This window comes from Alkalihalobacillus sp. AL-G, from assembly GCF_030643805.1.
Taxonomy (GTDB): domain Bacteria; phylum Bacillota; class Bacilli; order Bacillales; family Fictibacillaceae; genus Pseudalkalibacillus.
Map to the genome: position 1 here is coordinate 1,864,087 of NZ_CP094656.1, position 21,364 is coordinate 1,885,450.

Annotated in this window: 23 protein-coding genes and 1 riboswitch; of the genes, 21 read left to right on the top strand and 2 right to left on the bottom strand. The window is 42.0% G+C overall.

Going from position 1 to position 21,364, the window contains the following annotated elements; all coding sequences use genetic code 11:
• The first annotated feature begins 32 nt into the window (after window positions 1-32).
• The 10 genes from fmt to spoVM all read left to right on the top strand — a co-directional run bounded on the left by fmt (window position 33) and on the right by spoVM (window position 9,268).
• Window positions 33-962 carry a methionyl-tRNA formyltransferase gene (gene fmt / locus MOJ78_RS09580; RefSeq protein WP_304980959.1) on the top strand — a complete coding sequence of 310 codons (930 nt, stop codon included), beginning with the start codon at window positions 33-35 and terminating at the stop codon, window positions 960-962.
• The gene (gene rsmB, locus MOJ78_RS09585) at window positions 955-2,328 is read left to right on the top strand and encodes a 16S rRNA (cytosine(967)-C(5))-methyltransferase RsmB (RefSeq protein ID WP_304980960.1); all 1,374 of its coding nucleotides are present in this window, start codon (window positions 955-957) and stop codon (window positions 2,326-2,328) included. The genes fmt and rsmB overlap by 8 nt, the downstream gene beginning before the upstream one ends.
• Window positions 2,322-3,407, top strand: coding sequence for a dual-specificity RNA methyltransferase RlmN (rlmN, locus tag MOJ78_RS09590; protein ID WP_304980961.1), 1,086 nt, complete (start codon window positions 2,322-2,324; stop codon window positions 3,405-3,407). Before rsmB ends, rlmN begins: the two co-directional genes overlap by 7 nt.
• A 7-nt stretch (window positions 3,408-3,414) precedes the next feature.
• Entirely contained in the window at window positions 3,415-4,170 is a 756-nt protein-coding gene (locus MOJ78_RS09595) for a Stp1/IreP family PP2C-type Ser/Thr phosphatase (RefSeq protein ID WP_304980962.1), read from the top strand.
• A complete protein-coding gene (gene pknB / locus MOJ78_RS09600) occupies window positions 4,167-6,146 on the top strand; it encodes a Stk1 family PASTA domain-containing Ser/Thr kinase (protein ID WP_304980963.1) in 1,980 nt (659 codons plus the stop codon). The genes MOJ78_RS09595 and pknB overlap by 4 nt, the downstream gene beginning before the upstream one ends.
• A 9-nt stretch (window positions 6,147-6,155) precedes the next feature.
• Complete coding sequence (gene rsgA, locus MOJ78_RS09605) at window positions 6,156-7,031, top strand: ribosome small subunit-dependent GTPase A (RefSeq protein WP_304981223.1); 876 nt, start codon at window positions 6,156-6,158, stop codon at window positions 7,029-7,031.
• 6 nt (window positions 7,032-7,037) lie between these two features.
• On the top strand, window positions 7,038-7,685 hold the full coding sequence (gene rpe / locus MOJ78_RS09610; protein WP_304981224.1) for a ribulose-phosphate 3-epimerase: 648 nt from the start codon (window positions 7,038-7,040) through the stop codon (window positions 7,683-7,685).
• Window positions 7,686-7,703: 18 nt separating this feature from the next.
• A riboswitch (TPP riboswitch) is annotated at window positions 7,704-7,814 on the top strand.
• A 69-nt stretch (window positions 7,815-7,883) separates the two neighbouring features.
• On the top strand, window positions 7,884-8,429 hold the full coding sequence (gene thiT, locus MOJ78_RS09615; RefSeq protein ID WP_304980964.1) for an energy-coupled thiamine transporter ThiT: 546 nt from the start codon (window positions 7,884-7,886) through the stop codon (window positions 8,427-8,429).
• 4 nt (window positions 8,430-8,433) lie between these two features.
• Window positions 8,434-9,075 (top strand): thiamine diphosphokinase, encoded by a 642-nt coding sequence (locus MOJ78_RS09620; RefSeq protein ID WP_304980965.1) that lies wholly within the window; start codon window positions 8,434-8,436, stop codon window positions 9,073-9,075.
• A gap of 112 nt (window positions 9,076-9,187) precedes the next feature.
• The gene (gene spoVM / locus MOJ78_RS09625; protein WP_066240671.1) at window positions 9,188-9,268 is read left to right on the top strand and encodes a stage V sporulation protein SpoVM; all 81 of its coding nucleotides are present in this window, start codon (window positions 9,188-9,190) and stop codon (window positions 9,266-9,268) included.
• A 537-nt stretch (window positions 9,269-9,805) separates the two neighbouring features.
• Here the strand turns inward: spoVM and rpmB are convergent.
• The gene (gene rpmB, locus MOJ78_RS09630) at window positions 9,806-9,994 is read right to left on the bottom strand and encodes a 50S ribosomal protein L28 (protein WP_257350137.1); all 189 of its coding nucleotides are present in this window, start codon (window positions 9,992-9,994) and stop codon (window positions 9,806-9,808) included.
• Window positions 9,995-10,217: 223 nt separating this feature from the next.
• Here rpmB and MOJ78_RS09635 point away from each other — a divergent pair, with 223 nt between their 5' ends.
• The 11 genes from MOJ78_RS09635 (at window position 10,218) to rnc (ending at window position 20,915) form a co-directional block, all read left to right on the top strand.
• Window positions 10,218-10,580 carry an Asp23/Gls24 family envelope stress response protein gene (locus MOJ78_RS09635; RefSeq protein WP_225065629.1) on the top strand — a complete coding sequence of 121 codons (363 nt, stop codon included), beginning with the start codon at window positions 10,218-10,220 and terminating at the stop codon, window positions 10,578-10,580.
• A 16-nt stretch (window positions 10,581-10,596) separates the two neighbouring features.
• Window positions 10,597-12,276 (top strand): DAK2 domain-containing protein, encoded by a 1,680-nt coding sequence (locus MOJ78_RS09640; RefSeq protein WP_304980966.1) that lies wholly within the window; start codon window positions 10,597-10,599, stop codon window positions 12,274-12,276.
• Window positions 12,277-12,492: 216 nt separating this feature from the next.
• The gene (gene sdaAB, locus MOJ78_RS09645) at window positions 12,493-13,155 is read left to right on the top strand and encodes an L-serine ammonia-lyase, iron-sulfur-dependent subunit beta (protein ID WP_304980967.1); all 663 of its coding nucleotides are present in this window, start codon (window positions 12,493-12,495) and stop codon (window positions 13,153-13,155) included.
• A gap of 20 nt (window positions 13,156-13,175) precedes the next feature.
• Complete coding sequence (sdaAA, locus tag MOJ78_RS09650) at window positions 13,176-14,063, top strand: L-serine ammonia-lyase, iron-sulfur-dependent, subunit alpha (protein ID WP_304980968.1); 888 nt, start codon at window positions 13,176-13,178, stop codon at window positions 14,061-14,063.
• Entirely contained in the window at window positions 14,060-16,105 is a 2,046-nt protein-coding gene (gene recG / locus MOJ78_RS09655; RefSeq protein WP_304980969.1) for an ATP-dependent DNA helicase RecG, read from the top strand. The genes sdaAA and recG overlap by 4 nt, the downstream gene beginning before the upstream one ends.
• Window positions 16,106-16,178: 73 nt before the next feature.
• Window positions 16,179-16,757, top strand: coding sequence for a transcription factor FapR (gene fapR, locus MOJ78_RS09660; RefSeq protein WP_304980970.1), 579 nt, complete (start codon window positions 16,179-16,181; stop codon window positions 16,755-16,757).
• Entirely contained in the window at window positions 16,754-17,758 is a 1,005-nt protein-coding gene (gene plsX / locus MOJ78_RS09665; protein ID WP_304980971.1) for a phosphate acyltransferase PlsX, read from the top strand. The genes fapR and plsX overlap by 4 nt, the downstream gene beginning before the upstream one ends.
• Window position 17,759: 1 nt before the next feature.
• Window positions 17,760-18,701, top strand: coding sequence for an ACP S-malonyltransferase (gene fabD / locus MOJ78_RS09670; protein ID WP_304980972.1), 942 nt, complete (start codon window positions 17,760-17,762; stop codon window positions 18,699-18,701).
• A gap of 4 nt (window positions 18,702-18,705) precedes the next feature.
• Window positions 18,706-19,446, top strand: coding sequence for a 3-oxoacyl-[acyl-carrier-protein] reductase (fabG, locus tag MOJ78_RS09675; RefSeq protein WP_304980973.1), 741 nt, complete (start codon window positions 18,706-18,708; stop codon window positions 19,444-19,446).
• Window positions 19,447-19,635: 189 nt separating this feature from the next.
• Window positions 19,636-19,869 carry an acyl carrier protein gene (gene acpP / locus MOJ78_RS09680; protein WP_304980974.1) on the top strand — a complete coding sequence of 78 codons (234 nt, stop codon included), beginning with the start codon at window positions 19,636-19,638 and terminating at the stop codon, window positions 19,867-19,869.
• A gap of 287 nt (window positions 19,870-20,156) precedes the next feature.
• Entirely contained in the window at window positions 20,157-20,915 is a 759-nt protein-coding gene (gene rnc, locus MOJ78_RS09685; protein WP_370529787.1) for a ribonuclease III, read from the top strand.
• 120 nt (window positions 20,916-21,035) lie between these two features.
• Here rnc and MOJ78_RS09690 read toward each other — a convergent pair whose 3' ends face one another.
• Entirely contained in the window at window positions 21,036-21,260 is a 225-nt protein-coding gene (locus MOJ78_RS09690; RefSeq protein ID WP_304980975.1) for a DUF1128 domain-containing protein, read from the bottom strand.
• Between the last annotated feature and the right edge of the window lie 104 nt (window positions 21,261-21,364).

The following is a 21,364-nucleotide window of genomic DNA, read 5'->3' on the forward strand; positions in this document are numbered from 1 at the left end:
GGATTTTACTTTGAAGATAGGTGAGAATTGATATGAAAATTGTTTTTATGGGGACTCCGGATTTTTCAGTACCGATTTTACAAAAGCTAATACAGGGTGGTTATGATATTGCGGCCGTCGTTACACAACCCGATAAGCCGGTGGGTCGAAAGCGGATCATTACACCTCCGCCAGTGAAACAGGAAGCATTGAGGCATGATATTCCCGTAGTGCAGCCGAAACGTGTTCGTACTGAATTTAAAGAAATTTTATCGTTCGAACCAGATTTGATTGTGACGGCTGCGTATGGTCAAATTTTGCCGAGTGAGCTACTGACCTATCCGAAATTAGGTTGTATAAACGTTCATGCTTCCTTACTTCCAGAATATCGTGGTGGTGCACCGATCCATCAATCAATACTCGATGGGAAGAAGGAATCTGGTGTAACGATCATGTATATGGTTGAAAAGCTTGATGCCGGAGATATGCTTAGCCAGGTTCAAGTGCCGATTACAGAACAGGATCATGTCGGTTCGCTTCATGATAAACTAAGCGAAGCGGGGGCAGGGCTTCTCATGGAAACTATTCCAAAGCTTGTAGATGGGACGATTGAGCCTACCCCACAGAATGAAGCTGAAGTGACCTATGCACCGAACATTTCTCGAGAAATGGAACGGATCGATTGGGATCAAACGGGTGAAGAAATTTACAATCGAATTCGCGGACTACATCCTTGGCCAGTGGCTTATACTACTGTAAATGGGAAGCAAGTGAAAGTCTGGTGGGGGGAAAAGGTAACTGGTAAAGAAAATCAGGAAGCCGGCACGATCATTGATTTTGATGAACGAGGTTTAATTATAGCGACAGGTAATGACACTGCAATAAGAATAACTGAACTTCAGCCAGCAGGTAAAAAACGAATGAAAGCGACACAATATTTAGCAGGTGCGCAGCTGGATAAAGGAATGAAACTTGATGTCTAAAAACGTTCGTGAAGCAGCGACGGATATTCTATTGCAAATAGAACGTTCACAGAGCTACAGCAACCTTTTGCTGAATAAATCGATCCAACAAAGTAACCTTTCCGGAAAAGATGTTGGCTTGTTAACCGAAATGGTTTACGGAACGATACAAAGAAAAAACACGTTGGATTATTATTTAGGCGGATTTATTAAAAAGCCATTGTCAAAGCTTGAAGACTGGGTCTGCATTCTTTTAAGATTATCGGTGTATCAAATGGTATATCTAGATCGAGTTCCAGATCATGCAATTATCAATGAGGCAGTAACGATTGCTAAAAAAAGGGGACATAAAGGAATTTCAGGATTTGTCAATGGTGTACTCCGCAATATCCAAAGAAATGGAGTACCATCTATTGAAGATGCCCCGACAGATTTAAAGAGGAAGGCAATCAAGTACAGTCACCCTGAGTGGATGATCGAGCGATGGACAAAGCAATACGGGGATATCAATACAACAAATATGTGTAAAGTAAATCTAGAGCCTCCCTCTGTTACAGCTAGGGTGAATTCACTCGAAGGTTCAGTCCCAGAGGTTATCGAAGCTTTAAAAACGGAATCGGTTGTTGCACAAGAAACCTCCTTATCACCGGATGGGATTCAAATCATTTCTGGACAAGTCCCTACAACAAATGTATACCATTCTGGAAAAATGACGATTCAGGACGAGAGTTCCATGCTTGTAGGGCTTGCGGTCAATCCTCAACCCGGAGAACGAGTACTTGACGCATGTGCCGCACCAGGTGGAAAGACAACGCACCTGTCCGAACGTATGGAAAACAAAGGGAAAATAACTGCGATCGATCTGCATCCGCATAAGGTGAAACTAATCGATGACCAATTGAAGCGTCTGAAGTTGACAAACGTTGATACAGTGGCGATGGATACACGGCAAGCAGCTCAACTGATGGAAGCAGAATCATTTGATCGAATTTTGCTTGATGCTCCGTGTACAGGGCTTGGTGTAATCCGGCGAAAACCGGATATCAAGTGGACAAAAACGTCTGGCGATATTGAACGAATCCAGTCTGTACAAGCAGAACTGCTTGATTCAGTTTCACGATTATTAAAACCGGGTGGATTGTTGGTGTACAGTACATGTACAATAGAAAAAGAGGAAAACCGACAGCAAATTGATCGATTTTTAATCAATCATCCTGAATTTGAATGGGATACGACTTTCAAAGACCGAATGCCTGAAAAGGTTTATCCATTTGTATCTGATTCACAAGGTGATCTCCAACTTTTACCACAATATTTTGACAGCGATGGGTTTTACATTGCATGCTTAAGAAAAACTTCAAGAAAAGGCGGTGAAACGAAATGTTAAAACCATTAACAGAAAAACAAACCAATCCAGATGTACGGCCATCGATTTTTTCCTTACAATACAAGGAAATGGAGAACTGGTTAAAACAAGAAGGGGAGCCGGCCTTTCGAGCGAAACAAATATATGAGTGGCTGTATCAAAAGAGGGTAACGACATTTTCGGATATGACGAATCTTTCAAAGGGTTTACGACAGAAACTTGATGATACTTATGCTATTACACCTCTAAAACAAGTCATTCGTCAGGAATCAAAGGATGGAACGATTAAGTTTTTATTTGAGCTTGAAGACGGCTATTCAATTGAAACGGTCCTGATGCGACATGAATACGGAAACAGTGTTTGTGTGACAACCCAAGTAGGGTGCAGGCTTGGCTGTACGTTCTGTGCATCGACGCTTGGTGGTTTAAAGAGAAACCTTAAAGCCGGCGAAATTGTGGCTCAAGTGTTAGATGTGCAACGTGCACTAGATGAAACGGATGAACGAGTCAGTTCAGTCGTCATTATGGGGATTGGAGAGCCGTTTGATAATTACGACGACCTGCTTTCCTTTTTGAAAATCGTCAATCATGATGAAGCCTTGAATATTGGTGCACGTCACATTACTGTTTCAACGAGTGGCGTGGTGCCGAGAATTTATGATTTTGCAGATGAAGGGATGCAGATCAATTTTGCGATTTCCTTACACGCACCGACAACCGAAATCCGGAGCCGTTTAATGCCTGTAAACCGTATGTATCCATTGGATGACCTTATGGACTCAATTCGTTATTACATCCGTAAAACAGGTCGACGTGTTTCCTTCGAGTACGGACTATTCGGTGGAGTGAATGACCAAGTGGAACATGCTGAACAATTGGCTGAACTGATTAAAGACATTAAATGCCATGTGAATTTGATCCCGGTAAACTATGTTCCAGAAAGAGACTACGTCCGAACGCCTAAAAACCAAATTTTTAATTTTGAACGCACATTACGTGACCTAGGGGTGAATGTCACGATCCGTCGCGAACAGGGGCACGACATCGATGCAGCCTGTGGGCAGTTGAGAGCGAAGGAGCGTAAGGACGAAACGAGGTGAAGAAAGGTTGTTAAAAGCATTCTTTCAAACAGATAAAGGTAGGGTTAGACCACACAACGAAGACAACGGGGCAGTGATTCAGATCACTGCCACCGATGTATTTGCCATTGTAGCGGATGGCATGGGCGGCCATCTTTCCGGTGATGTTGCCAGCAAGATGGCGGTGGATTTTTTAACGGGGAATTTCAATACATACATACACGAAAATTCTGATGTAGCGGATTCTTTGCGCCGATTACTTCAGGATAGCAACAACGAAATTTATTCTTATTCGAAAGAAAATCCAGATTGCCAGGGAATGGGGACAACCGTCGTTGCGGTGAAGGCGGATGAAGAACGTTATATACTTGCGCATGTAGGTGACAGCCGCTGCTATCATATAAAAGAAAGTTCGGTTGAACAAATTACAGAGGATCACACGCTTGTAAACGAGCTCGTTAAATCAGGACAAATTACGAGTGAAGAAGCAGAATTTCATCCGCGAAAAAACGTGATAATGAGAGCAATCGGAACGGATCCAACTGTCGATATCGATTTGTACACGTACAATTGGGATGCGGGGGATTACCTTTTGATGTGTTCGGACGGACTTTCCAATAAAGTTAGCCCAACCCAGATGGAAGAGGTAATGAGCAAAGATGGTACATTAGAAGAAAAGGCCGCTGAATTGATTGCTTTTGCAAATGAAGCTGGCGGTGAGGATAACATTTCACTTGTTCTTCTTTATAATGAACCTGCTGACAAAGAAGGTGTCTCATCATGATCGGTAAAAGAATCAGTGACCGGTACAAGATCTTAGAAATTATCGGTGACGGTGGAATGGCAGTTGTTTACAAAGCCGAGGATCTCATCCTTGATCGAATCGTCGCTGTCAAGGTACTTCGATCTGAATATTCAACGGATGAGGATTTTATCCGTAGATTTCATAGGGAAGCAGAATCAGCTACGAGTTTAAACCATCCAAACGTTGTAAGTATCGTTGATGTCGGTGAAGATGATCAAACGTATTTTATTGTCATGGAGTACGTCAAAGGCAAGACACTGAAACAAATCATCAGGGACAAAGGACCGTTATCTGCCGAGCGGTCTGTAGAAATCATGAAACAATTATCATCAGCAATCGCACATGCGCATGATCATCATATCGTACACAGGGATATCAAGCCTCACAATATACTGATCGACCCTACTGGGAAGGTGAAAGTGACAGATTTTGGTATCGCGCTGGCAGCGACGTCAGCTACAATTACACATACCAATTCCGTACTTGGAAGTGTCCATTATTTTTCTCCGGAACAAGCACGTGGAGGTATTGCGAACAGTAAATCAGACATTTACTCGATGGGTGTCGTTTTATATGAAATGGTAACAGGAAGACTTCCTTTTTCAGGAGAATCGGCGGTTTCCGTTGCATTGAAACATTTACAAGATTCTTACCCAGAACCTAGTCTCTTAAACTCTGATATTCCCCAGAGTCTCGAGAATGTTATTTTGAAAGCGATGGCAAAGGATCCAAACAACCGGTATGAGAATGTTGAAGAGCTTGAAATCGACCTTCAAACAGTCCTTGAACAATCAAGAATGAATGAAAAAAAACTTATTCTGGATGAAGATGCAGAGGCAACGAAAATACTTACTCCAATCGGTTCGTCTAAAGAACAAATCAATCAACCTACTGTATCTAAGAAAAAAGAAGAAAAAGAGAAACCGAAGAAGAAAAAGAAAAACTGGCTTACAATCCTTTTATCTATCTTTCTTTTATTAGGATTATCGGGTGTTGCTGCAATCTTGATCGTTCCAGAAATTCTCCAAACCGATGTGGTTAACGTCCCCGATGTGACGAACATGCCGTATACTGACGCGTACGAAAACCTTTCTGATTTAGGCTTAGATGTTGAGAGGGAAGAACAGCCCAGTGCTGAAGTTGAGGAAGGGAATGTTATTCGTCAGAATCCACGAGCTGGGGAAGTTGTGAAAGAAAATAGTGAGGTAACCTTGACCGTCAGTTCAGGACCTGAAAAATTCGAAGTGGAAAACTACATAGGAAGGGAAGCCGATGACGTACAGAGAGGCAATGTAAAGGATCTGTTCGAAGATGTAGAAATTACACATCAATCGAGTGAGGAATTCGATGAGGGCACGATAATGAAACAATACCCAGAACCGGGTGAGGAGGTCGTCCCTGGTCAAGAAGTCCTTATTTTATACGTCAGCAGTGGTCCGCCATCCTTTGTGCTTGCAGACCTTACAGGAAAATCCCTGGAAGAGGCGAAGACTTATGCCCAACAGAACGGATTAACCATCAAGGAATCAGAGGAACGTCAGTATTCAGAAGAGATCGAAGAGGGTCATATTATCAGTACTGACCCAGCTGCAGGCGATTCTGTAAGAGCTGGAGATGAAATAACAGTGGCGATCTCGAAAGGCGTACCTGAGCCGATATCTATTACAGATAAAGTTGAGGTTGTCATTGGTGATGATGATAACGGTGAAAACAACGGAGAGAATAAAGGTAAAAAAGAAGAAAAAAAACCGAAGATGGTTAAAATCATTACGAACGACGTGAATGGTGAAAAAACGTTGAAGGAGAAAGAAATTTCTGAAACAACTGTATTTGATATCCCGCTCACTGTCCCATACAATGGAGAAGCAAGTTATGCTGTTTATGTTGATGGCGAAGAAATATATACGCAGAGTTTTACGTATGAGGAAGCTAAAAATTTTCAGAATGGAGAGTAGATGAACTGCATGCCAAAAGGGACGATTATTAAAGCGTTGAGTGGATATTATTATGTGTTGAACGAGGATGGAATTTTTCAGTGTAGAGGCAGGGGGAATTTTCGAAAGCGAAAATTGACTCCCCTCGTCGGTGATGAAGTGGAGTTTCAAGCAGAAAACAGGACAGATGGCTATGTGTTATCTATTCTTGAACGGAAAAATGAATTGGTCCGTCCGCCGATTGCAAATGTAGATCAGGCTTTATTGATTTTTTCCGTCCTTCGCCCAACGTTTAGTTCACTCCTTTTGGATCGGTTCCTGATTCACGTTGAGGCCAATGATATTTTACCGATAATCTGTGTCAGTAAGCTGGATTTGGTTGATTCTTATGAAGAATTGAAGGATACTCTAGATGCTTATAGGCAAATTGGCTATCAAGTCATTGAAACTTCTTCAATCGACGAAACAGGTCTTGAGGATATCCGTGATCTATTTGAAAATAAAGTTACGGTGATCGCTGGACAGTCCGGTGTAGGTAAATCTACTCTTCTAAATGCATTGAATCCAGAGCTGAAAATAGACACGGATGAGATCTCCGACCATTTGGGACGTGGAAAGCATACGACACGTCACGTCGAGCTTATTTCGTTCGGAGAAGGATTCGTCGCAGATACACCTGGATTCAGTTCATTGGATTTTATCAATATTGAATCGGAAGAATTAACTCTCTATTTTCCAGAAATGCGAGAGCTGCTTCCAACATGCAAGTTCAGGGGATGTACGCATACATCTGAACCGAAATGTGCTGTGAAAGCGGCACTTGAAGCAGGGGAGATCGCTCGTTTCCGCTATGAACATTATCAACAATTTTTACAAGAGATTAAAGATCAAAAACGGAGGTACTGATTGATTATGATTAAAATAGCACCATCGATTCTCTCCGCTGATTTCTCGAAACTTGGAGACGAAATTAAAGATGTTGAGCACGGAGGCGCGGATTATATCCACGTCGATGTAATGGATGGTCATTTCGTGCCAAATATTACGATTGGACCACTCATTGTCGATGCAATTCGACCTGTAACCGATTTGCCACTTGATGTTCATCTAATGATTGAGAACCCTGACCAATATATACCGAGCTTCGCAAAGGCAGGAGCAGATATCATCTCAGTTCATGTTGAGGCATGTCCACATCTACATCGCACCATCCATCTTATTAAAGAACAGGGTGTTAAGGCCGGAGTTGTTCTGAACCCTCATACACCGGTCAATACGATTGAACACATTATTGAAGATGTCGACCTTGTTCTATTTATGACTGTAAATCCAGGATTCGGTGGACAATCATTCATTGAACCGGTCTTGTCCAAAATTGAAGCCGTATCAACTATGTGCAAAGAAAAAGGTCTTGATATCGACATTGAAGTTGACGGAGGGGTTAATCCAGAGACTGCCAAGCTTTGTGTAGAACATGGTGCGAACGTTCTTGTTGCAGGTTCAGCGATTTACAACAAAGAAGACCGCAAGGATGCAATCAATGCAATTCGTGGTGTATAATTAAATCCAAATTAAAAGGTTTTTCACTGGGGGAGTCTCTATCAGAGACTGAGAGTGAAGTGGTTGGCTTCTTACCCTATGAACCTGAACAGGTTAAGGCCTGCGGAGGGAAAGTGACTTTCAAAATTTCAGTATGAAAGCAACTGTATCCCCGTGAACAGTTGCTTTTTTATGTGTTTTAAAAAGGAGAGATAGAGAATGAGCAATCGTATTTTATTAATTTCAGAAGTTGCGATTATGGCGGCTCTTGGTGTAATTTTAGGATTTGTAAAACTTGGAGGTCCTTGGGCATTTGGTGGATCCGTCTCATTGGAAATGGTTCCCATTTTCATCATGGCGTTTCGCAGAGGGGTTGCAGGAGGGGTATTGACTGGACTTATGATCGGACTTTTACAATTACTCTTTAGTCCTTATCTTTATTTTCCGTTACAAATTGTACTTGATTATCCACTTGCATTCCTTCTCGTCGGGTTGGCAGGGTTGGTCCGGCCTAAATCCAAAGATGCATTCGGTAAGCGTGTTACATTGATCATTGTCGGTACGTTCATTGGTAGTCTTTTACGTTTGGTCAGTCATGTGATTTCCGGTGTTGCATTCTTTGCAAGTTCTGCTCCGGAAGGTACTTCTGCATTTGTCTATTCGATTACGTATAATAGCACGTATATTGTACCAACCTTCATTTTGACGGTAATCCTAGTAATAATGCTTTCAAAGACGGCACCAAAGCTAATTCACGGAGAGTGATACTGTGCAAAGAATTCATATTGTTGCTGGAGGTCCTGAGTATCTAATTCCGGAGCTTCATTTTCAAGATGAGGACATTGTTGTTGGTGTTGATGAGGGAGTAAAGTTCCTTGCAAATAGAAATATCGCTCCTAATGCAGCATTTGGTGATTTTGATTCCATTTCGTCACAAGAGTTCTCAAGTATCATCAATGATCCGAACATCCGTACTTACACTTTTGAACAGGAAAAGGATATGACCGATCTTGAGTTGGCAGTACGATGGGGATTAGAACAACTACCCGACATGGTTGTTTTATATGGTGTAACGGGGGGCCGATTAGACCATGAATTGATTAACATTCAAATGATGTCACTTGGATTAGAGCACGATATCGCAATGAAAATCATTGACACAAAAAATGAAATTGAAATTAAAAACCCAGGAAAGTATACAGTTGAGATACGCTCTGATTTACCGTACGTTTCCTTTGTCCCTTTTTCACAACTAGTTAAAGGGATTAATTTGGAGGGCTTCCGCTACCCTCTATACGATGCTGATTTAGTCTTCGGTTCTACTTTATGTATATCGAATGAGCTTGTAACAAAAAAAGGTACTTATTCGTTTGATGACGGCATACTAATGATGGTAAGAAGCAAAGACTGAGGAAATTTTAAATCAACGGGTACTATTTTCAACTAGGCGAATATACTTAAATAGAATGTTATTTTTCCGAAGCGGATTCCCTACGGAAACTAACGTTGGAGGAGGCGGAATTATGAAATTTTATACCATTAAACTGCCCAGGTTCTTAGGTGGTTTCGTGAGGGCGATTCTAGGATCCTTCAAAAAGGGATAACAAAAAAGCACCAGTTGGGGTGCTTTTTTGTTTAAAAGCTTATTGAGGGAGTGCACATATTTTGCTGCCCTTAGGTGTTGATTTCTGTTCGATTGCATTTCATCGCACACTCTCAGAACTATTGCTGGAGAGTTAAAAAAATTCCTAGGAAACCATAGGAGCATTATGCAAAATGCAGTATTGAAGGTTCATACAGATGGTTTGGTGTAGAAGTCCGGTGTAACGCTCGCCATGAAAAGGTGATATGGATGGTTTGAGACAAAAATCCGTTGAAATCGTCATCCAGAGAGGATCATGCGAACAATTTTCAATGAAAATCGATAAGGTTGATTAGCAAATACAAATATTCATTAGTTAATATTGAGAGATTTCTCGGCTGCCAAAGCAATCGTGCCTGTCAACTGCAGTTTGTGGGGATCAAAAGTGAACGACTAGCAAGATGCATTTGGACCCACACCGCCAAATCCACTTCCACCATATAAAAAAGGACTGGCATCCCGATCAATCGGATAAGCCAGTCCCTTTATTGTTTTAAAATTAAACGCGTTCTACTTTACCGGACTTAAGAGCACGAGCAGATACGTATACGCGCTTTGGTTTACCGTCTACAAGAATACGAACCTTTTGAACGTTCGCTCCCCATTTACGTTTTGAAGAGTTCAATGCGTGTGAACGCTTATTTCCAAAGCTTGTTTTCTTACCAGTTACAACACATTTTCTAGCCATGATTGTGCCTCCTTTATTGCAAATACCATAACAATTGCAAGTTTATCTTTTTGTCATAAACACTACACTATAGTAGCATGAGAAATAGCAGATTGCAACAAGTAATATCAAGTTCATATACTTGACAGAAAGAAGGACTGTACGTTTAATTTCTTTTAAATTGTACGATATTATAGTAAAATGACACTAGCTATAGGTAATTCAATCCAAAGGGGGATTATGCATGTCTATTGAAATGAAAACGAAGTACGGAGAGATCGATATCTCCAACGACGTCATTGCGACTATTGCAGGTGGAGCCGCAATCGATTGTTATGGTATCATCGGAATGGCATCGCAAAAGCAAATTAAAGACGGCATTACCGAACTCCTAGGAAGAGATAATTTTAGCAGAGGCATTGTCGTACGACAAGAAGAGGATGAAGTTCACATAGATATGTACATTATTGTAAGCTATGGAACAAAAATTTCCGAAGTCGCCCATAATGTCCAGACAAAAGTGAAGTATACGCTCGATCAAATGCTCGGATTATCAGTTGATTCCGTAAACATATTTGTTCAAGGCGTGAGGGTGACAAACCCGTAACGAGGAGGAAAGATTCGTGACTTTAAAGAAGTTGGATGGTGGAAAGCTATCCCAAATGTTTTTAACCGGTGCGAACCAACTGCATAACAATGTGAAAGTGATCGACGCACTCAATGTTTTTCCAGTACCGGATGGTGATACTGGAACAAACATGAATTTAACGATTACATCCGGGGTAAAAGAAGTTAAAACTTTAACTTCGGATGATGCTAGTAAAATTGCATCTGCATTTTCAAAAGGGCTTTTAATGGGAGCACGCGGGAATTCCGGTGTAATCCTTTCTCAATTGTTCAGGGGCTTCTCAAAAGCAATTGAAGGGAAAAGCTCGATTGATGTGGAGTTTTTTGCCTTGGCTTTAGAACGGGGTGTCGAGACTGCCTATAAGGCTGTGATGAAGCCTGTAGAAGGTACGATTTTAACCGTTGCTAAGGATGCAGCCAAAGCGGCTGCAAAAGCTGCCCGGAAATCAGATGATATCATTGAGGTCATGCAAAAAACATTACAGGAAGCAAAGGCATCTCTAGATCGTACTCCTGAACTTTTACCAGTATTAAAAGAGGTAGGAGTCGTCGATTCAGGCGGGCAAGGCCTCGTAATGATATACGAGGGTTTTTTAGCTGTACTTGAAGGAAAAGAATTGCCTTCCGTCAGTGAAAGCGGCCCTTCAATCGATGAGCTCGTGAATGCAGAACATCATAAAACTGCTCAACTACATATGAACACCGAGGATATCGTTTTTGGTTACTGCACTGAGTTTATGGTTAAGTTTAAGGCAGAAAAAACACAACAAAGTCCATTTTCAGAGGATAAATTCAGAGAAGAATTGAACAACCATGGTGATTCACTACTTGTCGTTTCTGATGAAGAGTTAGTCAAAGTGCATATACATACAGAACAGCCGGGAAATATGCTGACCCTTGCGCAAGATTATGGCGATCTGATCAATATTAAGATCGAAAACATGCGTGAGCAGCATTCAGCAATCCTTGAAAAACAACAGCCAGTTCACACGATGGAAGCACCTAAGCCAAAAACGAAACAACCTTTTGGTATTATCACGGTATCTATGGGTACAGGCATCGAAGAACTGTTTAAAAGTCTTGGAGCATCGGTCGTTATAGCTGGCGGACAAACGATGAATCCCAGCATCGAAGACATCGTCAAGGCGATTGAAGAGGCACACTCAGATAAGTTGATCATTTTGCCAAATAACAGCAACATTGTGATGGCTGCTGAACAAGCCGCATCGGTTGTCGATCAAGAGGTCGCTGTCGTAAAGACGAAAACAGTACCTCAAGGAATTTCAGCATTGCTTTCGTTCAACCCATCTGCTTCATTAGAAGATAACAAAAATTCAATGGCAGAAGCAGTAAACCATGTGAAATCTGGACAGGTGACATTTGCTGTTAGAGACACGACCATCGATGGTGTCGAAATTAAAAAAGATGAATTCATGGGTATTTTTGATAGTAAAATCGTTACTTCGAAAAAAACACAAAATGAAGCAGTTGAAGCACTGTTATCTGAAATGATTTCAGATGATGATGAAATTGTAACGATCATATATGGTGATGATGCAAGTGAAGTGGAAGCATCGAAGTTAGCTGAATGGGTTGAAAAACAATATCCTGATGTAGAGGTTGAAATGCACGCAGGTAAACAACCGATCTACTCGTACATCCTTTCAGTCGAATAAAATATAATTGCGTTTAATACTCCTACCTTGATCAGCGTGTACATATACTGTGAGGGTAGGATTCTTTCATTAGAGGATGTTCAAATAGTGACCAAGAGCCACCTGCTTTCGTCACAAGTGTACTCTTGGATATCAGCATCCTTGGTAAAACTAGTAGTGAGTGACTTCGCTGATCAACAGCATATGTATTTTATAACCCGATGGGGGAGTCGACATATGAAATATAAAAGTGTATTTGATATTATCGGTCCAGTTATGATTGGTCCTTCAAGCTCACATACTGCTGGGGCAGCACGTATTGGACGCGTATCCCGTTCACTCTTTGGTCGACAACCTAGTTGGGCGACGATTTCTTTTTACGGTTCATTTGCAAAAACATACCGGGGACATGGAACCGATGTTGCGATAGTAGGTGGGATATTGGACTTCGACACATTTGATCCTAGAATTAGAGATTCATTGAAAATAGCTAAGAAAAATGGAATCAAAATTCGGATGTCAGAAGAGGATGCTCTCACCGATCACCCTAATACTGCAAGAATCCGTTTAGGAGACGATGAGGGAGAGCTTGAGGTAGTAGGAATCTCTATTGGTGGAGGAAAGATAGAAATTACTGAACTTAATGGATTTGAGCTTCGTATATCTGGCAATCATCCGGCACTTCTTGTTGTCCACAACGATCGTTATGGAGTCATCGCGGGAGTTGCGAATCTTTTAGCAAAATATCAGATTAATATCGGTCACATGGAGGTCGGGAGAAAGGAAAAAGGAAGCGAGGCTCTCATGACAATCGAGGTTGATCAGAATCTGGATGACACTGTAATTAAAGAGATTGAGAAGTTACCCCATGTCATTAATGCCACAAGGATCCATGATTAACTCAAAGGACGGTGTATTCGATGTTTCGTAATGTAGCTGAGCTTGTTGAATTAGCCGTGTCCAAAAACATTCCGATTTCTGAAGTAATGATCACACAGGAAATGGATGTTAAGAGCCGTTCCAGGGTTGAAGTTGTCGAACAAATGGCAAACAACCTCGATGTCATGGAACGTGCAGTCGAACGCGGGATAAGAGAAGGGATCAAGTCCCACTCTGGACTTACAGGCGGTGATGCCGTCCTGTTACAAAAATATATTGCAAGCGGCAAAAGCTTAGCGGGAACGACAATATTGGATGCCGTAAGCAAGGCGGTTGCTACCAATGAAGTAAATGCAGCCATGGGAACAATTTGCGCAACTCCAACAGCTGGTTCTGCCGGGGTAGTACCCGGAACTCTTTTTGCGTTAAGGGATAAGCTCAACCCGACAAAAGAGCAGATGGTCCGGTATTTATTCACCTCGGGAGCGTTCGGGTTTGTTGTTGCAAACAATGCATCCATCTCTGGAGCAGCAGGCGGTTGTCAGGCTGAGGTTGGTTCTGCAACAGGTATGGCAGCAGCTGCAATCGTTGAACTGGCAGGAGGCACACCTGAACAATCTGCACAAGCTATGGCGATTGCATTGAAAAACATGCTTGGGCTCGTGTGTGACCCCGTTGCAGGTCTTGTAGAAGTTCCTTGTGTTAAAAGGAATGCGATCGGTGCAAGCATTGCGATTACAGCAGCGGACATGGCTCTTGCTGGAATTGTAAGTAGAATCCCGTGTGATGAGGTTATCGATGCGATGTACAAGATCGGTGAATCAATGCCGACAGCTTTAAAGGAAACTGCTCAGGGAGGTTTAGCGGCAACTCCGACTGGACGTGAACTAGAAGCGAAAATTTATGGAGTACCGCTTAAGAAGAAATGATGGAACAATTAACACAACCAGTTATAGAAGTGAAGGGTGTCGGTGAAGCAAGAGCTGAGGAATTGATTGAGCTAGGAATTCAATCAGTCGAAGATCTTTTGCTCTATTTTCCGTACCGATATGAAGATTTTAAAGTTAAGGAATTGACCGAACTAAAACATGATGAAAAGGCTACACTAGAAGGGAAGGTTCACAGTGAGCCTTCTTTGCGTTTTTTTGGGCGCAAAAAATCAAGACTCACAGTCAAGGTTCTTGTGGGCCGGTATTTAATTACAGTGGTGTTTTTTAATCGTGCGTTTCTTAAAAAACAATTTTCAATTGGCCAACCAGTAACTGTAACAGGGAAATGGGACCAGCATCGCATGACGTTAACGACCCAACACGTATCGTTTGGGCACCAAGAAAAATCGGAAACGATCGAACCGATTTATTCTGTCAAAGGAGAATGGACAGTTAAACGGTTGAAGAAGGTCATTCATCAAGCATTGAACCAATACGCCGAATCAATTCAAGAAATTATACCGTACGAACTGAAAAGCCAGTATAAGCTTCTTGATCGTAAGGATGCCATTCGTTGGCTACATGGTCCGATCAGCCATCAGCACCTAAAACAAGCAAGAAGGTATTTCGTTTACGAGGAATTCCTTTTATTTCAATTAAAAATGCAATGGTGGCGAAAGTTAGAGAAAGAAAAAACGGCCGGTGTGAAACGTGCATTTGATCAGGAGAAGGTTCATTCCTTTATCAAGTCATTGCCTTTTCCACTTACTGGGGCTCAAAAGTGTGTAACGGATGAAATCCTCATCGATTTAGGCTCGCCGTATCGGATGAATAGGCTTTTACAAGGAGATGTTGGATCAGGTAAAACCGTTGTCGCAGCAATCAGTATGTATGCTGCCGCAACGACAGGGTTGCAGTCCGCTTTAATGGTTCCGACTGAAATTCTTGCTGAGCAACATTATGACTCGCTTACACAGCTGTTTGCCAATTTTAATGTGTCAGTTGAATTATTAACAAGCTCTGTAAAAGGAAAGAAACGCAAAGAAGTTCTGGAGAGTGTTATGAGTGGTGAAGTCGATATTATCGTCGGAACACATGCACTTATCCAGGACGATGTCACTTTCAATGAACTAGCTCTCGTCATAACGGATGAACAGCATAGATTCGGCGTGAACCAACGTAAAGTTCTACGTAAAAAAGGGATGAATCCAGATGTATTGTTCATGACTGCAACCCCGATTCCTAGAACACTTGCGATATCTGCGTTTGGGGACATGGATGTTTCGACAATCGATGAAATGCCGGCAGGACGGAAACCGATTGAAACGTATTGGGCAAAGCACGATATGCTTGAGCGGGTTTTAGCATTTATCGAAAAAGAATTGAGCAAGGGGCGTCAAGCCTATGTCATTTGTCCGCTTATTGAGGAATCAGACAAACTTGACGTTCAAAACGCAATTGACGTCCATGCGCAGCTGCAGCACTTTTTCAATGGTTATCAGGTAGGGCTTATGCACGGTAGGCTTCAATCTGAGGAAAAGGAAGAGGTCATGGCTAAGTTCAGCAAAAACAACATTCAGGTTCTTGTTTCAACGACTGTTGTAGAAGTTGGTGTGAACGTTCCGAATGCAACGGTTATGGCTGTGTATGATGCAGAACGATTTGGTCTTGCTCAGCTTCATCAGCTGAGGGGGCGGGTTGGACGTGGTGAAGAACAATCCTACTGCATCTTAATTGCCGATCCGAAATCAGAGGTGGGTAAAGAACGGATGCAAATTATGACCGAAACCAATGACGGGTTTGAACTTTCTCAACGTGACCTCGAATTACGTGGACCTGGTGATTTTTTTGGAAAAAAACAAAGTGGATTGCCAGAATTCAAAGTGGCAGACCTTGTTCATGACTATCGTGCTCTTGAAGTTGCGAGGAGTGATGCAGCTAACCTGATCTATTCCAAAACCTTTTGGGAGTCGGACCCATACAAAGGTTTACGGGATTGGTTACTGCTCCAGGTGAATCAATGGGATGATAAGCTGGATTGACCGTTGAAAACTAAAGTTAATCATTATATACTACTATTAGTACCTACTCATAAGAGTAAGAGATGGTGAAGCAATGAAGCGAAACAAAAAAGAACGACAACAATTTTTAAAAGAAACGATTTCAGGGAACCCATTCATTACGGATGAAGATTTAGCTGATCAATTTCAGGTTAGCGTTCAAACCATCCGATTAGACCGACTAGAGCTTTCGATTCCTGAGTTACGGGAACGAATCAAACATGTCGCACAACAACAATTGGATGAAGTAAAGGCTCTTTCCATCGAGGATGTAATCGGAGAAATCATTGATTTACAATTGGATGAGTCTGCAATCTCGATCCTGGATATAAAAAAGGAGCATGTATTTTCGAGGCACAATATTGCTAGAGGTCATCACTTGTTTGCACAGGCGAATTCACTTGCTGTTGCCATCATCAATGATGAGATGGCATTAACGGATAAGTCAAGTTTACGTTTTACACGTCAAGTTAAGGTCGGTGAACGTGTCGTCGCAAAAGCGAATGTTATTGAACATCAGAAAGAACGAACCATTGTAGAAGTGAGAAGCTTTGTTGAAAAAGAGCTTGTTTTTGAAGGTATTTTTACAATGTTTCGTACGAACAAAGCAATAAAGAAAGGACGTTCTAGATGAGAATTGCCATAGATGCGATGGGGGGAGATCATGCGCCTGAACAGATCGTCCTCGGTGCAGAAATTGCTGTTAAGGAATTTTCCGACCTCGAAATTGTTCTTGTCGGTGATGAAAATCAAATAAAACCGATATTAACAACTAATGAGCGGATTTCAATCTTACATACTGAAGAAAAAATAACGAGTGAGGATGAACCGGTAAGAGCGGTTCGCCGAAAGAAAAGTTCGTCGATGGTCCTCACCGCAAACGAAGTGAAGGAAGGGCGTGCGGATGCTTGTATCTCTGCAGGTAATACAGGGGCGCTGATGGCAACTGGATTGCTCCATATTGGGAGGATCAAAGGAATCGATCGGCCAGCCCTTTCACCAACATTGCCTACGTTAGACGGAAAAGGTTTCGTACTTCTTGATGTTGGTTCAAATATGGATGCCAAACCAGAGCATCTTGTTCAATATGCATTTATGGCTAGTGTATATAGCGAAAAAGTACGAGGAATCGCTAAGCCACGAGTGGGATTGCTGAATGTTGGCTCAGAGCCTGGTAAGGGGAATGAGCTTTCCAAGCAAGCGTTTCAACTGCTTGAAGGGCATCAGCAGTTTCACTTTGTTGGAAATGTGGAACCAAGAGACCTCTTGGATGGTCCTGCGGATGTAGTCGTCTGCGATGGTTTTTCAGGTAATCTCGTGCTAAAGACAATTGAAGGAACGGCATTATCCCTTTTTTCAATGATAAAAGAACAATTGATGAGCTCGATAAAAAGTAAGCTGTCTGCTGCGGTGTTGAAGCCGCAATTTAAAGCGGTTAAACGAAAGCTTGATTATAGTGAATATGGTGGTGCAGCACTTTTCGGACTTCGTGCCCCGGTTGTCAAAGCACACGGGTCTTCGAACGCTAATGCACTTTACAATGCGATCCGTCAGGCAAGACATATGGTAGAACATAAAATGGTCAAAATCATACAAGAAGAAGTTGTAGAACAATCGAATGAAGAGGAGCGATAACGTGGGGAAAATTGCGTTTTTATTTCCAGGTCAAGGATCTCAACAGGTCGGGATGGGACAAGATTTCAAAGAAAGTAACGAACAATCTGCACAGGTATTCAGCCTAGCTGATGAACGTCTTGAATACTCTCTTTCGGACATCATTGCAAATGGGCCTGTTGAGGAATTGACGAGAACAGAAAACACACAACCAGCTTTGTTAACGACAAGTATTGCGATTTTAGAGGCCTTGAAAGAATACGATATTCAACCCGATTATACGGCAGGACACAGCTTGGGTGAATATTCAGCTTTGGTAGCTTCAGAGGCAATGAGGTTCGAGGATGCTGTATACGCTGTCCATCAAAGAGGAATGTTTATGGAAGAGGCGGTACCGGCAGGAATCGGGGCAATGTCAGCGGTTCTCGGTATGGACCAGGATGTTCTCGAAAAGATTACAACTCGTGTGACCTCATCTGGGGACTCGGTTCAGCTTGCTAATTTGAATTGTCCTGGGCAAGTCGTCATCTCAGGTTCAAAGGAAGGTGTTGAAAAAGCATCTGAGCTTGCAAAATCTGAAGGCGCAAAGCGGATCATCCCTTTGCAGGTTAGCGGACCGTTCCACTCTGAGTTGATGAAGCCCGCAGCTGAGAAAATGGAAACGATTCTTGATAAGCTTTCGATTATAGATGCTAAAGTACCGGTAATTGCAAATGTTACTGCAAAGCCTATTGAGAAAACTGGTGAGATTCGAGCGAAACTCATTGAACAAATCTATTCTCCTGTTCGATGGGAAGAAACGATCCGTTATTTATTGGATCAAGACGTTGACACATTCATTGAAATCGGACCAGGGAAAGTACTTTCGGGTCTCGTGAAAAAAATACACCGACGTGCAAAGACGCTCGCTATTTCAAATCCGGATTCATTGAAAGAAGCTGTACAGAAACTTAAGGAGGTATAATGCTATGCTTACAGGTAAATCTGCGTTAGTGACTGGTGCATCAAGGGGTATTGGACGTGCGATTGCAATTGAACTTGCTCGACAAGGTGCTTCAGTTGCCGTAAACTATTCTGGTAGCGAAGCGAGAGCAAGACAAGTCGTTGAAGAAATTCACGAGAACGGCGGAAAAGCAATTGCAATCCAGGCTAACGTTGCTAAATTGGATTCAGTTACTTCGATGGTGAAAGAAGTCACAACAACGTTCGGTTCCTTGGACATTCTTGTCAATAATGCAGGGATTACGCGGGACAATCTGCTGATGAGAATGAAAGAAGAGGAATGGGACGAAGTTATTAACACAAACCTTAAAGGAGTGTTTAACTGTACGAAAGCGGTCACTCGTACCATGATGAAGCAGCGTTCAGGTAGGATTATCAATATTGCCTCAATTGTAGGAGTTTCAGGTAATCCAGGGCAAGCGAATTATGTAGCCTCCAAGGCCGGAGTTATCGGGTTGACGAAAACAACAGCTAAAGAACTTTCTAGTAGAGGGATTACAGTCAATGCTGTTGCGCCTGGTTTTATCGAAACCGATATGACCGATGCTCTCGATAAGGATGTTAAAGATGAAATGCTTAAGCAAATTCCACTTGCCCGTCTTGGTCGTCCAGAAGATATCGCATCTGCAGTTAAGTTTTTAGCAGGTGATGAGAGCAGCTATATAACCGGACAAACGCTGCATATAGATGGCGGCATGGTAATGTAGGGCTGACATTATATTTATTGTCTAGCTGCATCACACAGCCCCGCGGGTCACTTCAGACCCTTGAGGCGGTATCGGCCTTCTCGGTGGTCTTCTAGTGTCTTTCGGAGTAACCAAGGTGATTTCGTTTTTCTATTTGATTTACGAGGTAATCATCATCCATTATAATAACTTGAGAGGAGGTGAACGGACGTGGCAGAAATTCAAGAGCGAATCACAAAAATCATTGTTGACCGTTTAGGTGTTGATGAGGAAGAAGTGAAAGTTGAAGCTTCTTTTAAAGAGGATCTCGGTGCGGACTCACTTGATGTTGTTGAGCTTGTTATGGAGCTTGAAGACGAGTTTGATATGGAGATTTCTGATGAAGATGCAGAAAAAATTTCTACTGTTGGCGATGTGTTGAATTACATAAAGAGCCATCAATAGATTTTTAACGAAGAGGCTGATTCTCTGGGACTCGGATACTTTCCGAATGTTAAAGCAGCATTTATAATGCATGCAAATGCTATAAACGAGGCACTACTACCCGGTATCGAGTCAGCCTCTTTTTTATTCGTTAAGAAAGTATGAAAATACTTTCTATAGTATAAGCGCAACTAGGGCGATTGCCTGCGGGGCCTTTAGGTCATCCTTTAGGGCTAAGGCTTGGCGCTAGCCAAGTTTTCTTTATACGATAAAAGTAATCTCAGTATTACAGGAATCTGGAGGTCATTATGCCTAACCGCACATCATCAAAGAAATATACAAGATCAAAACGAAGACCTTTAACGTTTGATGAGCTATCCGCTCGATTTCAAACCTTTCAAAACTCCATGAATATCCGTTTTAAACAGGAAAAACTGCTTTTTCAGGCTTTCACTCATTCTTCTTATGTGAATGAGCATCGTAAACGTCCAAGTGAGGATAACGAGCGCCTTGAGTTTTTAGGAGATGCAGTACTCGAACTGACAATCTCTCAATATCTTTATAAAAAGTTTACAACCATGTCTGAGGGTGAACTGACAAAATTACGGGCTGCGATTGTTTGTGAACCATCGCTCGTAACGTTTGCACATCTTCTCGACTTTGGTGAGCTTGTTCTTTTAGGTAAAGGGGAAGAAAATACTGGTGGCCGAACTCGCCCAGCTCTCCTGGCTGATGTTTTTGAAGCGTTCATCGGAGCCCTTTATCTTGATCAAGGAATCGAAGCTGTGGAAGGCTTTTTAGAGCGCTTTGTCTATCCGAAAATAAATGAAGGTGCTTTTTCCCATGTGATGGATTATAAAAGTCAGTTGCAGGAATATATTCAACGCGAAAATCATGGATTATTGGAATATAGGATTGCCCAGGAAACCGGTCCTGCACACAATCGGCAGTTTACTTCTGAGGTATATTTGAACAATCAAAGACTCGGAGTCGGACACGGTCGTTCTAAAAAGGAGGCTGAACAGCATGCCGCGCAAGAGGCATTGCAGGTGATTACAAAACAGTGATAAAATTTGATATGTTTTAAAGTAATCGATGTTGTTTCTAGATTACATAAAGGGACATTCAAAAACGACCGTATTCTCACTTCGTATGTGTGAGAACACGGTCGTTTGTGTGTGGCGTGATTATTTTTTACGAAGATCACTAAGCTCTTGAATGATTCCTTCTGTTTCACGTACGCTGAAGTGATTCTTTTTCATTACATAGGCGTGGAGATCTTTAAGATCATCATATTGTTCAATATCATAATCCTCTGGTTTCATTACACCACTATTTACAACCTGCATTTGCTTTTGCATTTGTTCAAGCATGAATGCTACGTTTTCACCACTTTTTACACTTAAATCCATAGTAATCCTCCCTTGACTAAAAATATCTCGCTATCATTGTAGCATGAAACGACATTTATGCGGAAATTTGCCGGTGTTCTTCTGCAGACTTCACGTTTGTGATA